Source organism: Halomonas sp. BDJS001 (assembly GCF_026104355.1).
Classification (GTDB): Bacteria; Pseudomonadota; Gammaproteobacteria; order Pseudomonadales; family Halomonadaceae; genus Vreelandella.
On sequence record NZ_CP110535.1, the window covers coordinates 429,340 to 445,607 of the forward strand.

Consider the following 16,268-nt stretch of genomic DNA (forward strand, 5'->3'; position numbering starts at 1 on the left):
GCGCCCAAGGCGCTGCGCATGGAAAAGCGTGTTTAAAAATGCCTTAAGCGGCGCGGATGCCGCTATGGCGCAAGAGTGGCTCTACGCTCGGCTCACGGCCACGAAAGGCGATAAACAGGTCAGCGGCGTCACGGGCGCCGCCCTGCTCAAGAATTTCACGGCGAAAGCGCTGTCCCGTTTCAGGATCAAAGATACCGGCCTCTTCAAAGGCACTCCAAGCATCTGCCGAGAGCACTTCCGCCCATTTGTAGCTGTAGTAGCCAGCAGCGTAGCCACCCGCAAATACGTGTCCAAAGCTATTTTGGAAGCGGTTGAAAGGCACTTTAGGCAGTACAGACACTGCCTCACGCACCTCATCTAACAAGGCTTGCACGTCGCTGGCGCTGGGAGCACTGACTTCATGATGCAGGCGCAGATCAAACAGCGAGAACTCGATTTGACGCATCATACCCATGGCCGACTGGAAATTCTTGGCCGCCTGGAGTCGCTCAAGCAGCTCTGCTGGCAGTGGTTCACCGCTATCCACGTGCTTGGCAAGTAGGTCTAACCCTTCGCGTTCCCAGCAGTAGTTCTCCATAAATTGGCTGGGCAGCTCGACAGCATCCCAGGCCACGCCATTAATGCCGGAAATATCGGCGATCTGCTGCTGGGTCAGCATATGGTGCAGACCATGGCCAAATTCATGGAATAGAGTGGTGACTTCGTCGTGGGTGAGCAGTGCAGGGCGGCCACTTACCGGGGCAGTGAAGTTGCAGGTAAGGAAGGCGACCGGCAGTTGTAGACCCTGCTCGGTTTGGCGGCGTACTCGACAGTCGGCCATCCAGGCGCCGCCACGCTTGCCTTCCCGAGCGTAGAGATCGAGATAAAAACCGGCTATCGGCAAGCCGTTTTCGGTGATGCGGAAATAGCGCACGTCATCATGATAGCGGGGTGCCTCGGTATCCTCTTCAAAGCGCACGCCGTAAAGGCGTTCAACCACCTGAAACAAGCCATCGACGACCTGGGGAGCCGGAAAATAAGGCCGCAACTGCTCCTGGGAGATCGAATGGCGCGCTTCGCGAAGCTTTTCACTGGCATAGGCAACGTCCCATGGCTCCAGCGTCGCCAGGCCGAGTTCATTTCTGGCATAGGTAGCGAGTTCTGCAAACTCCTCTTTCGCCTGAGGCAGCGCACGGCGGGCTAAGTCGTTGAGAAAGTCGAGTACCTGCCCGGGGGATTCCGCCATTTTGGTGGCAAGAGAGTAATCGGCGTAGGTGGCAAAACCGAGCAGTTGGGCCATTTCACTGCGCAGCGCCAGGATCTCTTCCATGATCTCAGCGTTATCGAATTTACCCGCATCTGGGCCTTCATCAGACGCACGGGTAACAAAGGCTGTATACACCTCCCGGCGCAGCTCGCGGTTGTCAGCGTAGCTAACCACAGGGAAGAAGCTGGGGAAATCCAAGGTAATCCGGTAGCCCGCAACGCCTTTCGCTTCGGCGGTGGCTTTTAGTGTATCGAGCGCGCTCTCCGGCACCCCTGCTAACGTCTCTTGGCTATCGATGTCCTTGTGCCAAGCTTGAGTGGCATCCAGCACGTTATTGGAGAACTGATTTGACAGCAGTGATAGCCGCGACTGAATCTCGCCGTAGCGCACTTTCTTTTCCACGGGAAGGTCGACACCGGCGAGTCGGAAATCACGCAGGGCATGCTCAACAGTGCGCCGCTGAGCGGCGTTTAGGGTTTCCCAGGCCGGGCCTTCTTGCAAAGCTTGCCAGCCATGAAATAACCCTTCGTGCTGGCCTACCCAGGTGCCAAACTCAGAGAGTTTCTCAAGGCATGCCTGGTACGCTTCACGTAATGCCGGGGAGTTCATAGTGCCATTGAGGTGCGAGACCGGTGACCACGCCTTGGTGAGCCGGTCATTCACTGCTTCAAGGGGCGCTGCAAAAGTGTCCCAGCTAGGTGGGGTAGCGGCTGCCTGCTCGGCGAGGCGGTCAATGGCCTCTCGGCTTTCGCTTAGCAGCGTCTCCACGGCAGGCTCCACGTGCTCGGCGCGAATCTCGCCAAAGGGGGGGAGTTCGTGGCTTTCAAGCAGCGGATTGGTGGTGGAGGACTCGGGATTGGAGGACATAGGCACCTCGGGTAGCAGGCTTTTTAAAAACCTGGTTCTAAAACACTGGTTCTAAAGACCTGGTTCTAAAAATACAGGTGTTAAAACGTCAGGAGTGCGCAAAATAGCGCAATAATAATGACACAGTGCGGGCGGTGGAGCCGTGTTTCAATGTTAGCTTCAACAACTATGTTGAATGTCGGGTTTTACGGTCAAGGTTTGGCCTGCACGCAAGCGCCTGCTAGTCTTGCCGCCTTTTAATGCCACCAATGGCAGGAGCATGTGATGAGCGAAACGCTGGAGCGCTGGGGGTCAAAGCGGGCCTTTATCCTGGCGGTAACAGGTGCTGCGGTGGGGTTAGGTAATATTTGGCGCTTCCCTTACGTGGCCGGAGAGAACGGCGGTGCGGCCTTTTTGCTAATTTATGTGGCCTTTGTACTTCTATTGGGTATTCCCGTGATGATGGCGGAGATACTGATTGGGCGTGCTGGTCGGCGCGGGCCGATGCAAGCCTTGGGTGCCCTGGCGGCTGAGGCGGGGGCTTCACCTCACTGGCGCTGGCTGGGCCTTTTCGGTGCGTTCACTGTGTTCTGTATTTTGTCGTTCTACTCTGTGGTGTCTGGATGGTCGATTGAGTTTTTGGTCGCTTCTGTTAACGGCAACTTTAATGGTGCCAGTGCCGCTGAGATTGGCGCTGGTTTTGATGCTTTTTTGGCCAACCCAGGGCTGCTGATCTTTAATCACTCGCTGTTTCTGTTTATGACCATGACCGTGGTGGCGGCAGGCGTTGCCAAGGGGCTCGAGCGGCTCAATAACCTGTTAATGCCGCTGCTGTACCTATTGCTGCTGCTATTAGCGGGCTATGCCGCGACCACTGATGGCTTTGCCCCGGCGCTGTCATGGCTGTTCATGCCCTCCTTCGAAGCGCTGACTCCGTCAGTGGTGGTGCATGCCATGGGGCATGCGTTCTTTACGCTGGCGGTGGGAGCCTGTGCCTTGATGGCCTATGGCGCTTATATGCCGGAAGAGCAGAGCCTGCCGAAAGCAGCGGTTGCTGTCGCCGTGCTCGATATTAGCGTGGCGTTACTGGCGGGGATCGCGATTTTCTCGGTGGTATTTGCCCAGGGCATGGATCCCACCGACGGCCCAGGGTTAATGTTTGTGACTCTCCCCATTGCGTTCTCTGAGCTGCCTTGGGGCACCGTATGGCTCAGTGTGTTCTTTTTGTTGTTGCTGCTGGCCACCTGGACATCGGCCATTAACCTCGCGGAGCCTATGGTCGCCACGCTGCAGGGCTTAGGATTGCGACGCAGTATCTCGACAGCGATTGTGGCTATTAGCGTCTGGCTGATCGGGCTGCTATCGGCGTTCTCTTTTTCAACCCTGGCCGAGTTTCGGCCGCTATTTGGTCGCAATGTTTTCGAGCTTGTCAGCAGTATACCGCCAGATGTTTTCCTGCCGTTGGGCGGCCTGTTGATCGCGACGTTTGCTGCCTGGGTAATGCCCCGTGAAAAAGTGGTCAGTGCGTTAGGCGTTGGTGAAAGCGGTTACCTTGTGTGGCGTAATATCATCCGCTGGGTGTCGATTCCTCTGACCTTTATTGTTTTGATGGCTGGGTTGCTATAGTGCGGAATGAAACTCTCCCACTGTCGATGAGTCTTCTAGGAGCGAGTTATGAGCAGTGCCTTACGAGCGCATCAAGGTATAAGGCCCCACTTGGGCGAGCGCGTTTATATTGATCCGGCCAGTGTGGTCATTGGTGATGTGGTGATGGGCGACGACTGCTCCGTCTGGCCAATGACGGTGATTCGTGGCGATATGCACCGTATTCGTATCGGTGCGCGTACCAGCGTGCAGGATGGCAGCGTGTTGCATATCACACACGCCAGTGACTTCAGCCCGGAAGGGTTTCCGCTCACCATTGGCGATGATGTGACCATCGGCCATAAAGCGATCTTGCACGGTTGCACACTGGGAAGCCGAATACTTGTCGGTATGGGCGCAATTGTGATGGATGGCGCGGTCGTCGAGGATGAAGTCATTATCGCCGCTGGCGCCGTGGTAACGCCTGGTAAGCATCTGGAAAGTGGCTATGTGTATGCCGGTAACCCAGCTAAAGCACTGCGGCCACTCAAAGATAAAGAGCGTGCTTTCTTTCCTTACACCGCTGGCAACTACGTTAAATTGAAAGACCGCTTTCTGGCCGAAGTCACCCGCTAGCGACTTTATCCAGGTTTTCCCTAAGCGATTGCTAAGCCAACCTTTTTTCTTAAATTAGTCATGTCGCGAACGCTAAAAGTCTGTTAATTTATACAGTTTTCTGTTTTGCAGACTTTGGGATGCCGCGTCATGGCTAATTTTCGCACGCATATTACGGTGGCAGCGGCGGGCGGCATGCTGATAGCTTACGCAGGCTGGAAAGGCCAGCTTTGGCCGCCCTCCCAAGCGGTGGTGATGATTGCATTAGTCACGTTCGGCGGTATTCTGCCTGATATTGATGCTGACCGATCACACTCTATCCGTTTGATATTTAACTTACTTTCAGTGCCTGCCTTGGTGTTGGGGGCGCTTCTCCTTCAACCGTGGCTGACGCCGGGAGCATTATTGATTGCCTGCGGGGGAATTTACTTCTGCGTTCGTTATTTGGCCGGCATTCTATTTTCGCGTTTCACCGTGCACCGCGGTATTTGGCATTCGCTGCTAGCGGGTGGGCTTTGTAGTCTACTCACCGCCGCGTTAAGTTTTAATTTACTCAACCAGCCTGAAGGGCTGGCGTGGTTTCACGGTGCTGCTACGTTGGTCGGGTTTTTGATCCACTTGAGTTTGGATGAGATATACAGCGTTGACCTCGAAGGCGCTCGGTTCAAGCGCTCCTTTGGTACCGCGCTTAAGCTAGGCGATAGCCGTCGACCGATGTCCAACTTGCTAATGTTGATTGCCACATTAACGTTGATACCCTGGGCGCCTCCTTGGTCTGTCTTGGGTGAGTTGCTGCATCAGGGCTCACTGCTATGGCGGTAGTCGTCGGCATTGAGACCGTGCTTTTTCAGTTTGTCGTAGAAGGTTTTGCGTGGGATACCCAAGTGACGGCAAACGTCGGTTACCCGGCCGTGGTAGCGTGACAGTGATTGGCTGATCAGACTCTTTTCAAACAGCTCTACCTGGCGTGGCAGGGTAGGTTCTTCGGTGTCGGCATTGACCCCTTCCAACAGCGCATCCAGGCGGTAATCAAAGGCGGCCCCAAGCAGCACGTAGCGCTCGGCAAGGTTACGCAGCTCGCGTACGTTACCGGGCCAGTCATGGGCTAGTAGAGCCGCAATGGCGTGGCTGTCGAGGGTCGGTGCTTCCAGCCCACTGCGATTGGCCGCGACCACGGCAAAGTGCTGGAACAGCAAGGGGATATCCTCACGCCGCTCGCGCAGCGCAGGTAGCGGCAGGGTGACTACGTTGAGCCGGTAGTAAAGGTCTTCGCGGAAATGCCCCTCTTCGGAGGCGGCTTTGAGATCCACCTTGGTGGCCGCGATAACGCGGATGTCGAGCGGCACGGTTTCATTGGCGCCCAGCCGTTCGACGCTGCGCTCTTGCAGTACCCGCAGCAATTTGACCTGCAGTGCCATGGGCATTGACTCGATCTCATCCAGAAACACCGTGCCGCCGTTGGCGTGCTCAAACTTGCCGATGCGCCGCTCGACGGCACCGGTGAAGGCGCCTTTCTCATGCCCAAACAGCTCCGATTCAATGGTGTTTTCAGGCACTGCGCCGCAGTTAATCGCCATAAAGGGGCTGTTACGGCGCCCGCTGCGCTCGTGAATCGCACGGGCCACCAGGTCTTTTCCGGTTCCCGTCTCACCAAACAGTAGTACATCGGCTTCGACTTGGCTGATGCGCTGAATCATGGCGGCCAGCCGCGAAATGACCGCTGTGCGGCCAACTAAGCGCGGGCCAAGCGCTGCTTGTTGCACTTCCAGTTCGGCTTTAAGACGGTGGTTTTCCAGACTGAGCTGGCGCTTCTCTATGCCTCGGCGCACCACATCCAGCAACTGATCACCGGCAAACGGCTTCTCAAGAAAATCCCAGGCCCCAGCGCGCATGGCTTCTACGGCCGTGGAAATGTCGCCGTGGCCAGTGATTAAGATAATGGGCAGAGTGGCGTCGCGGCTATGTAGCTCATGGAGCAGTGCCATGCCATCCATACCCGGCATGCGGATATCGCTGACGATTACCCCTGGGAAGTCAGGTGTCAATGCCGCCAGCGCTTGTTCTGCTGATTCAAAGCAGTAAGGCGTGTAGCCCGCGAGTTCAAGGGTTTGGCTGGCGGTGATCCGCAGGTGCGGTTCGTCGTCGATCACCATGACCGGCAGCGTCGACGGCTCATGCATAAGAGGGGCTCTCCTGGTTGTGGGTTAGGGGCGAGTGGGGCAGTGTAATGGTAAAGCTAGCACCGCCATTGGGCTGATTTGCAGCCTGCAGCTTGCCGCCTAAATCATCCATGATCCGCGACGAGATCGAGAGCCCCAGGCCTAAACCACTTCCCGGTGCTTTGGTGGTAAAAAAGGGTTCAAAAATATGTCCTAAGTGCTCCTCGGGGATGCCGGGGCCATTATCGCTAACGCTAATAATGACCTGCTGCTGGTGAGTATGGGCGCCCAGAGTGAGTTGTGGGGAAGGTACGCCTTTCATCGCCTGGAGCGCATTGCCGATTAAATTCACTAATACCTGCTCCAGGCGCACCAGGTCGCCTTTTACCCATAAGGTTTCAGCAGGCCAGTTCTGTACAATGGTGATATGGCCTTCGCGCAGGCGGCTTTGAAATAAGCGCAGGGCGTAGTCGATGCAGGCCTGTACCGAAATAGTCTCCTGGCGCTCGCTGCTCTTACGCGAAAACTGACGCAGCTGGGCACTGATATCCGCCATACGTTCGGTGAGTTCAACAATCTGCTCCAAGTTGGCATCCGCCTTGTCGTGACGGGCCAGTTCCATAAACCGACGGGCGTTCTCAGCGTAGGCGCGAATAGCCGCCAGCGGCTGATTAAGCTCATGGTTAATACCCGCAGCAAGTTGCCCCAATACAGCAAGTTTGGCCGCTTGGATCAGTTCGTCCTGGGTTTGGCGCAAGCTGGCTTCAGCACGGCGACGCTCTTCGATTTCATCTGAAAGGCGCTGGTTACTGGCCACCAGGTCGCGGGTGCGTCGTTCCACGCTGACCTCTAATTCGTCGCGCACGCGGGCCAGGGTGTTGCGTTCACGTTGGGCAAACGCTTCTCGCTCACGGCGTAGCCTCAGGCGTTGCCAGCCAATACCTGCACCGAGTGTGACAACGCCGTAGAGGCCGCCTGCCATGAGAGCGGCAATCCATTGGGCGCTAATCACCGGTGTTAGCGGTTTTAAAATGTGCATTTGCCAGCCAAATTCAGGAATATGCCGGGTCAAGCTTAGGTAGTCGCCGCCGCTCAGAGGGCCCTGGGAGAAGCTGACCAGCTGGCTACCCTGGCGGTACGGTGCATTGACTTCAATGCCCGAAGGGGTCAACGGCTCCATGGCGTATCGGCGCGTTGCCCGCAGGCTTTGTCGTTGCTCGTCGGTCAGCGGATAGAGGGCGTTCATGCGCAGCTCGGGGTGGCTGGCCATGAAGATAATGTCGTCACTATCGGTGACAAACAGCTCGGCATCCTGCTCTGCCCAACTCTCTTCAACATCATCTAAGAGTACTTTCACCACAAGGACGCCATCTGGCTGTGCGTCCGGTGAGGTGTCGTCTAGCCACACGGGCGATGAAAAGTAGTAGCCCCGCTCAAGCGACTTGATGCCTAAGCCAAAAAAGCGCCCCTGGCCGCCGGCGATGGCATCGGTGTAATAGGAGCGAAAAGCATAATTCTGGCCAATAAAGGTGTTTGGGCGGTGCCAATTGCTGGCGGCTATTGTGTCACCCTCACGATTGAGTAAATAGACATCTGAAACCCCCGCTGTAAAGCGGAAACGATCCAGTAGCATATTGAGCGGCATGGGGTCTTGGCTGTCGGGAGAGGCCAAAAAGCGCTGCACGCCTTCCCGAGTGGCCAGCATTTGCGGTAGGTAGTCGTAGCGCAATAAATAGCCGTTTAAGTTTGCAGCAGAGAGGCGCAACTCGTTTTCGGCATCGTCCTGTAAGTTAGACAGCGCTTGTTCCCGCGCCAGTTGGGCTGCCTGCCACATACACAATAGCAAGCCAAGCGAAATGACCAGCAGCCATAGGCGTCGCCATCGCAGAGGTAAAGGCGCAGGAACTTGATTATTCACGCCAGCGCTGTTCATGCTGTCGTCTTGCTACTGCCTTGAGCGCGGCGGAGGGCGCGCTGAGCCCGTGTCTCTGCACGGGCCATCTCAAGCAGTCCCTCTTCAACAAATACCAGGTGTTCATGGGCGCGAGCCCGTGCATCCTCCGCGCGACCCTCCAAAATGGCATTGAGCAGGGCGCGGTGCTGTTGCATCAACTGGCTGCGCGAACCCTCCTTGGCGAATAAATGGGCCAAGTTATTTACAATGCTCTTCTCGAGCAGATGGAAAATGCCACGAATGGTATGCAGTAGTAGAACATTGTGAGCCGCCTCGGCAATCGCAAGGTGAAACGCCGCATCTAGTTTAGCTTCCTGAATAGGATCCGCGCCGGCAAAACCGCCATCGAGCTCTTCAAAACGCTGAATCAAAACGGATTTGTCGGCAGGTGTAGAGCGAAGAGCGGCGTAGTAGGCGGATATTCCTTCCATGGCATCACGAAATTCAAGCAAATCTAAGTTAAACTCATCGTGGCGAGAAAGCATTTCCAGCAGCGGATCAGTATAGCCATTGCTAAGGTCGTCGTTTACGAAAGTACCGCCGCCCTGTCGACTGGTGAGTAAGCCACGAGCGGCTAATTTCTGGATGGCCTCTCGTAGCGAGGGGCGCGAGACGCCAAACCGTTCAGCTAATTCACGCTCAGGGGGTAAGCGCTGGCCTGGCTTTAAGCTGCCTTCCAGCATCATGGCTTCTAAGCGCTCAGTAATAACATCGGCCAAGCGCTGTTGGCGGAGCGGTGGATAGCTCATAGTGAATAGCTCATGTCTATAAGGCCCTGTAATTGGTAAGACCAATATTAAAAGCTATCGAATCTTTTCTCAAGCAGTTAGGGACTGATATTTGGCAGAGTAGGATTTAGTTAATAGCACATACTACATAGTGCCTTTGAACTAAAGTATGGCGTTTTTGAACGTTCAAATCGGCATCAGTATTTGACACGCTTAGTGCGGCTCACTACTGTTGATGCTGTTTTTTTGTAAATTGGTAAAACCAATTTCCCGCTTCGGGCGTCGGTGTCTAGCGCGCCCAGTGTATCGGGCTATCAAACAGGGCTATCACACAGGGCTATCCATGATCATTTCTGCATCCACGGACTACCGTCAAGCCGCTAAACGTCGTATCCCGCCCTTTCTCTTTCATTATGCCGACGGCGGATCTTACGCGGAGCATACATTGCGTCGTAACGTCGAGGACTTGGTCGGTATCGCGCTGCGTCAACGTGTATTGAAGGATATGTCGTCGCTATCACTAGAGACAGAGTTGTTCGGTGAAACACTTGCCATGCCGATAGCTTTGGCGCCGGTGGGGCTGGCGGGTATGTACGCTAGACGCGGCGAAGTACAGGCGGCGCGGGCGGCTACTAATAAAGGTATACCGTTTACACTATCGACAGTGTCGGTGTGTCCAATCGGCGAAGTGGCATCTGCAGTGGATCGACCTATCTGGTTTCAGCTTTATGTGTTGAAAGACAGAGGGTTTATGAAGCATGTTCTGGAGCGAGCCAAGTCCGCGGGCGTCAAGACGCTTATCTTTACCGTCGATATGCCCGTGCCGGGAGCGCGTTATCGCGATGCGCATTCAGGTATGAGTGGTAAGCGAGGCCCAATGCGGCGCATGCTTCAAGCAGCGGCACACCCTTTTTGGGCCTGGGATGTAGGTGTTAATGGTCGGCCCCATGATTTGGGCAATGTGTCTGACTATCGCGGTAAGCCAACGGAGCTTGAGGATTACATTGCCTGGCTGGGTGATAACTTTGATCCGTCCATCTCTTGGAAAGATCTGGAGTGGATTCGCGAGCAGTGGGATGGCCCGATGATCATTAAGGGGATTCTCGACCCTGAAGATGCTCGTGATGCGGTTCGCTTCGGCGCGGATGGCATTGTTGTCTCCAATCATGGTGGGCGGCAGCTTGATGGTGTTCCCTCTACTGCACGTGCTTTGCCTGCTATCGCCGATGCAGTAAAAGGTGACTTGGCCATTCTGGCTGATTCCGGTGTGCGTAGCGGGCTCGATGTTGTGCGTATGGTTGCCATGGGGGCCGATACCGTATTGCTTGGGCGTGCTTACATATACGCACTGGCTACTGCCGGAGAGGCGGGTGTTGCCCATCTACTCGAGTTATTCGAAAAAGAGATGCGGGTAGCAATGACGCTAACTGGGGCACGTAGTATTGCCGAGCTTGGGCTGGATTCGCTGGTGCCAGACTCAATACGCGGTGCCTAATGGCAGCGTTTGTGCTTCAATTAAGGTCAATATTAAAAACCGCTTGCCAACCCGGCTTTGAGCCCGTAAAGTACGCATCCGCTGCCGGGGACGCCAAGCGTTACCAGCGGTGCATAAGGTGTAAAAGCCTTGGTTTGTCAGGAGGTTAGAGCAAGTTGTATCGCTCGCCTCAGTCGCTAAAAAAACAGCGATTGACAACCATCAGGAAATGCGTAGAATACGCCTTCCTCGCTGAGGCAAGCCGGTTCAACGGCGGGCAGATCACTTTCAAAGTGATCGTGACAGCGAAACAGCTCTTTAACAATTTGATCAGGTAATTCATGTGGGCGCTTGCTGATGTTGGTGGCAAATCACCAAATATCAAGGCAAGCGACTCAAGCAATAGGGTTTTAAAGGATTCGTCCTTTAGGATCTGTTTTGAATGAATTCGTTTGAACCTTGAGCCAAGTTTGATCCGCTTTTGCTGTCTTCGGCTAGTCCTTAGAGAGCGAGTAAGGATCACAATGATTTTAAACTGAAGAGTTTGATCATGGCTCAGATTGAACGCTGGCGGCAGGCCTAACACATGCAAGTCGAGCGGTAACAGGGGTAGCTTGCTACCCGCTGACGAGCGGCGGACGGGTGAGTAATGCATAGGAATCTGCCCGGTAGTGGGGGATAACCTGGGGAAACCCAGGCTAATACCGCATACGTCCTACGGGAGAAAGGGGGCTTCGGCTCCCGCTATTGGATGAGCCTATGTCGGATTAGCTAGTTGGTAAGGTAATGGCTTACCAAGGCAACGATCCGTAGCTGGTCTGAGAGGATGATCAGCCACATCGGGACTGAGACACGGCCCGAACTCCTACGGGAGGCAGCAGTGGGGAATATTGGACAATGGGGGGAACCCTGATCCAGCCATGCCGCGTGTGTGAAGAAGGCCCTCGGGTTGTAAAGCACTTTCAGCGAGGAAGAACGCCTAGTGGTTAATACCCATTAGGAAAGACATCACTCGCAGAAGAAGCACCGGCTAACTCCGTGCCAGCAGCCGCGGTAATACGGAGGGTGCAAGCGTTAATCGGAATTACTGGGCGTAAAGCGCGCGTAGGTGGCTTGATAAGCCGGTTGTGAAAGCCCCGGGCTCAACCTGGGAACGGCATCCGGAACTGTCAGGCTAGAGTGCAGGAGAGGAAGGTAGAATTCCCGGTGTAGCGGTGAAATGCGTAGAGATCGGGAGGAATACCAGTGGCGAAGGCGGCCTTCTGGACTGACACTGACACTGAGGTGCGAAAGCGTGGGTAGCAAACAGGATTAGATACCCTGGTAGTCCACGCCGTAAACGATGTCGACCAGCCGTTGGGTGCCTAGAGCACTTTGTGGCGAAGTTAACGCGATAAGTCGACCGCCTGGGGAGTACGGCCGCAAGGTTAAAACTCAAATGAATTGACGGGGGCCCGCACAAGCGGTGGAGCATGTGGTTTAATTCGATGCAACGCGAAGAACCTTACCTACCCTTGACATCTACAGAAGCCGGAAGAGATTCTGGTGTGCCTTCGGGAACTGTAAGACAGGTGCTGCATGGCTGTCGTCAGCTCGTGTTGTGAAATGTTGGGTTAAGTCCCGTAACGAGCGCAACCCTTGTCCTTATTTGCCAGCACGTAATGGTGGGAACTCTAAGGAGACTGCCGGTGACAAACCGGAGGAAGGTGGGGACGACGTCAAGTCATCATGGCCCTTACGGGTAGGGCTACACACGTGCTACAATGGCCGGTACAAAGGGCGGCGAGCTCGCGAGAGTCAGCGAATCCCTTAAAGCCGGTCTCAGTCCGGATCGGAGTCTGCAACTCGACTCCGTGAAGTCGGAATCGCTAGTAATCGTGAATCAGAATGTCACGGTGAATACGTTCCCGGGCCTTGTACACACCGCCCGTCACACCATGGGAGTGGACTGCACCAGAAGTGGTTAGCCTAACGCAAGAGGGCGATCACCACGGTGTGGTTCATGACTGGGGTGAAGTCGTAACAAGGTAGCCGTAGGGGAACCTGCGGCTGGATCACCTCCTTAAACGATGCGTCACAGTTAGTAAGCGTCCACAATGAATTACCTGATCAGATATAGAGCAAACGGTTTAAGCACGATTCCCTCTTGGGTCTGTAGCTCAGTTGGTTAGAGCGCACCCCCTGACCTTAAATGGAAAGCAGGGTGAGGTCAGCTGGTGAGCCTGAGATTCTTGGGGATGGCTGAATTAACCGGGTCTGTAGCTCAGTTGGTTAGAGCGCACCCCTGATAAGGGTGAGGTCGGCAGTTCAAGTCTGCCCAGACCCACCAAATTTGCGTGATACGTCGTTGCTTCACTACTCGCATAGCAGGCTATGCGTCGCACTGAAGCGCCTAGTCTCACACAAATTTCCCGGAAAAATAGCGTATCAATGGGGCCATAGCTCAGCTGGGAGAGCGCCTGCCTTGCACGCAGGAGGTCAGCGGTTCGATCCCGCTTGGCTCCACCATTAAGTTCTTATTTGACATGCCGTTTGTTGATGTTTCGTGACCATTGATAAGTCGTACGCTAAGCGTCGTCTTATCACTGTTCATTGAACAGCTGCTCTTTAACAATGTATATCATGCTGACAAGAACACACCGTAAGGTGTGCTTCTTAAATTGTGATACGTCTCAAGCGTATCCGGCAAAATAGAACGTTATCATTGCGACATCCAGACTCCTTCGGGTTATAGGGTCAAGCAATGAAGCGCACACGGTGGATGCCTAGGCAGCCAGAGGCGATGAAAGACGTGGTAGCCTGCGATAAGGTTCGGTGAGGTGGCAACAACCTGTGACCCGGACATCTCTGAATGGGGAAACCCACTCATCATAAGATGAGTATCGTGCCCTGAATACATAGGGGTACGAGGCGAACCAGGGGAACTGAAACATCTAAGTACCCTGAGGAAAAGAAATCAACCGAGATTCCCCCAGTAGCGGCGAGCGAACGGGGACCAGCCCTTAAGCATGAGACTGATTAGGCGAACACGCTGGGAAGCGTGGCCGTAGCGGGTGATAGCCCCGTAGTCGAAAATCTGATCATGTGAAATCGAGTAGGTCGGGGCACGAGAAACCTTGACTGAAGACGGGGGGACCATCCTCCAAGGCTAAATACTCCTGGCTGACCGATAGTGAACCAGTACCGTGAGGGAAAGGCGAAAAGAACCCCGGAGAGGGGAGTGAAATAGATCCTGAAACCGTGTGCGTACAAGCAGTCGGAGCCCACTTGTTGGGTGACGGCGTACCTTTTGTATAATGGGTCAGCGACTTATATTCAGTGGCGAGGTTAACCGTATAGGGGAGCCGTAGGGAAACCGAGTCTTAACTGGGCGACACAGTCGCTGGATATAGACCCGAAACCGAGCGATCTATCCATGAGCAGGGTGAAGGTTGAGTAACATCAACTGGAGGCCCGAACCAGGATCTGTTGAAAAAGATTTGGATGACTTGTGGATCGGAGTGAAAGGCTAATCAAGCTCGGAGATAGCTGGTTCTCCTCGAAAGCTATTTAGGTAGCGCCTCACGTAGTACCGCCGGGGGTAGAGCACTGTTTCGGCTAGGGGGTCATCCCGACTTACCAACCCGAGGCAAACTCCGAATACCGGTGAGTAACGCGTGGGAGACACACGGCGGGTGCTAACGTCCGTCGTGAAAAGGGAAACAACCCAGACCGTCAGCTAAGGTCCCGAAATCCTGGTTAAGTGGGAAACGATGTGGGAAGGCTCAGACAGCTAGGAGGTTGGCTTAGAAGCAGCCATCCTTTAAAGAAAGCGTAATAGCTCACTAGTCGAGTCGGCCTGCGCGGAAGATGTAACGGGGCTAAACCAGGTACCGAAGCTACGGGTTCATCTTCGGATGAGCGGTAGAGGAGCGTCGTGTAAGCCGATGAAGGTGGATTGAGAAGTCTGCTGGAGGTATCACGAGTGCGAATGCTGACATGAGTAACGATAAAGGGAGTGAAAAACTCCCTCGCCGGAAGACCAAGGGTTTCTGTTCGACGCTAATCGGAGCAGAGTGAGTCGGCCCCTAAGGCGAGGCCGAAAGGCGTAGTCGATGGGAAACGGGTCAATATTCCCGTACCGGACATGGTTGCGATGGGGGGACGAAGAAGGCTAGGTGAGCCAGGCGTTGGTTGTCCTGGTGAAAGTGAGTAGGCTGAGAGTTTAGGTAAATCCGGACTCTTTTAAGGCCGAGACACGAGACGAACTGACCACGGTCAGGAAGTCACTGATGCCACGCTTCCAGGAAAAGCCTCTAAGCTTCAGATCATGTGCGACCGTACCCCAAACCGACACAGGTGGTCAGGGTGAGAATCCCAAGGCGCTTGAGAGAACTCGGGTGAAGGAACTAGGCAAAATGGTGCCGTAACTTCGGGAGAAGGCACGCCGGCGTAGGGTGAAGAGACTTGCTCTCCTAGCCCGAACCGGTCGAAGATACCAGGTGGCTGCAACTGTTTATTAAAAACACAGCACTCTGCTAACGCGCAAGCGGACGTATAGGGTGTGACGCCTGCCCGGTGCCGGAAGGTTAAATGATGGTGTTAGCCGCAAGGCGAAGCTCTTGATTGAAGCCCCGGTAAACGGCGGCCGTAACTATAACGGTCCTAAGGTAGCGAAATTCCTTGTCGGGTAAGTTCCGACCTGCACGAATGGCGTAATGATGGCCACGCTGTCTCCACCCGAGACTCAGTGAAATTGAAATCGCCGTGAAGATGCGGTGTACCCGCGGCTAGACGGAAAGACCCCGTGAACCTTTACTATAGCTTCACACTGGACGCTGATGTTGCCTGTGTAGGATAGCTGGGAGGCTTAGAAACCCGGACGCCAGTTCGGGCGGAGCCAACCTTGAAATACCAGCCTGGCATCATTGGCGTTCTCACTCAGGTCCGTTATCCGGATCGAGGACAGTGTGTGGTGGGTAGTTTGACTGGGGCGGTCTCCTCCTAAAGAGTAACGGAGGAGCACGAAGGTACCCTCAGCACGGTCGGACATCGTGCAATGAGTGCAAGAGCATAAGGGTGCTTGACTGCGAGACAGACACGTCGAGCAGGTGCGAAAGCAGGTTCTAGTGATCCGGTGGTTCTGTATGGAAGGGCCATCGCTCAACGGATAAAAGGTACTCCGGGGATAACAGGCTGATACCGCCCAAGAGTTCACATCGACGGCGGTGTTTGGCACCTCGATGTCGGCTCATCACATCCTGGGGCTGAAGTCGGTCCCAAGGGTATGGCTGTTCGCCATTTAAAGTGGTACGCGAGCTGGGTTTAGAACGTCGTGAGACAGTTCGGTCCCTATCTGCCGTGGGCGTTGGATGTTTGAGAAGGGCTGCTCCTAGTACGAGAGGACCGGAGTGGACGACCCTCTGGTGTTCCGGTTGTCACGCCAGTGGCATTGCCGGGTAGCTATGGTCGGACGGGATAACCGCTGAAAGCATCTAAGCGGGAAGCCCCCTTCAAGATGAGACATCCCTGAGGCCTAGAGCCTCCTGAAGGGCCCAGCGAGACCAGCTGGTTGATAGGCACGGTGTGGAAGCGCTGCAAGGCGTTGAGCTAACGTGTACTAATGGCCCGTGAGGCTTGACCCTATAACACCCAAGGGGTCTGGTCGTGATGATGACGTCAA

8 protein-coding genes, 2 tRNA genes and 2 rRNA genes are annotated in these 16,268 nt (G+C 54.9%); 8 read left to right on the forward strand and 4 right to left on the reverse strand.

Features of this window, described 5'->3' with window-relative positions; all coding sequences use genetic code 11:
- Positions 1-43: 43 nt before the first annotated feature.
- The gene (prlC, locus tag OM794_RS02195) at positions 44-2,113 is read right to left on the reverse strand and encodes an oligopeptidase A (protein ID WP_226251425.1); all 2,070 of its coding nucleotides are present in this window, start codon (positions 2,111-2,113) and stop codon (positions 44-46) included.
- 264 nt (positions 2,114-2,377) lie between these two features.
- Between prlC and OM794_RS02200 the strand changes: the two genes are divergently transcribed.
- From OM794_RS02200 to OM794_RS02210, 3 genes are all read left to right on the forward strand, one after another.
- Positions 2,378-3,718, forward strand: a complete 1,341-nt coding sequence (locus tag OM794_RS02200) for a sodium-dependent transporter (RefSeq protein ID WP_226251426.1) — start codon at positions 2,378-2,380, stop codon at positions 3,716-3,718.
- A gap of 48 nt (positions 3,719-3,766) precedes the next feature.
- Complete coding sequence (locus tag OM794_RS02205; protein WP_226251427.1) at positions 3,767-4,312, forward strand: gamma carbonic anhydrase family protein; 546 nt, start codon at positions 3,767-3,769, stop codon at positions 4,310-4,312.
- 129 nt (positions 4,313-4,441) lie between these two features.
- The gene (locus OM794_RS02210; protein WP_226251428.1) at positions 4,442-5,113 is read left to right on the forward strand and encodes a metal-dependent hydrolase; all 672 of its coding nucleotides are present in this window, start codon (positions 4,442-4,444) and stop codon (positions 5,111-5,113) included.
- Here OM794_RS02210 and OM794_RS02215 read toward each other — a convergent pair.
- From OM794_RS02215 to OM794_RS02225, 3 genes are read right to left on the reverse strand one after another with little or no spacing between them, the layout of a single operon-like run.
- Positions 5,089-6,471 carry a sigma-54-dependent transcriptional regulator gene (locus OM794_RS02215; RefSeq protein WP_088700300.1) on the reverse strand — a complete coding sequence of 461 codons (1,383 nt, stop codon included), beginning with the start codon at positions 6,469-6,471 and terminating at the stop codon, positions 5,089-5,091. The two genes, OM794_RS02210 and OM794_RS02215, sit on opposite strands and share 25 nt — an antisense overlap.
- Positions 6,464-8,383, reverse strand: a complete 1,920-nt coding sequence (locus OM794_RS02220; protein ID WP_226251429.1) for a sensor histidine kinase — start codon at positions 8,381-8,383, stop codon at positions 6,464-6,466. Before OM794_RS02220 ends, OM794_RS02215 begins: the two co-directional genes overlap by 8 nt.
- Positions 8,380-9,153, reverse strand: coding sequence for a GntR family transcriptional regulator (locus OM794_RS02225; protein ID WP_088700298.1), 774 nt, complete (start codon positions 9,151-9,153; stop codon positions 8,380-8,382). Before OM794_RS02225 ends, OM794_RS02220 begins: the two co-directional genes overlap by 4 nt.
- Positions 9,154-9,475: 322 nt before the next feature.
- On the opposite strand from OM794_RS02225, the gene lldD reads away from it, so the two are divergent.
- The 5 genes from lldD to OM794_RS02250 all read left to right on the forward strand — a co-directional run bounded on the left by lldD (position 9,476) and on the right by OM794_RS02250 (position 16,230).
- Positions 9,476-10,627, forward strand: coding sequence for an FMN-dependent L-lactate dehydrogenase LldD (gene lldD, locus OM794_RS02230; RefSeq protein WP_226251430.1), 1,152 nt, complete (start codon positions 9,476-9,478; stop codon positions 10,625-10,627).
- A gap of 511 nt (positions 10,628-11,138) precedes the next feature.
- A 16S ribosomal RNA gene (locus tag OM794_RS02235) occupies positions 11,139-12,671 on the forward strand.
- 187 nt (positions 12,672-12,858) lie between these two features.
- Positions 12,859-12,935 (forward strand) — tRNA-Ile (locus OM794_RS02240).
- Positions 12,936-13,038: 103 nt separating this feature from the next.
- Positions 13,039-13,114 (forward strand) — tRNA-Ala (locus OM794_RS02245).
- Between the two features lie 226 nt (positions 13,115-13,340).
- Positions 13,341-16,230, forward strand: a 23S ribosomal RNA gene (locus OM794_RS02250).
- Together the 16S and 23S rRNA genes with 2 tRNA genes alongside form the textbook arrangement of a ribosomal RNA operon.
- The last annotated feature ends 38 nt before the right edge of the window (positions 16,231-16,268 follow it).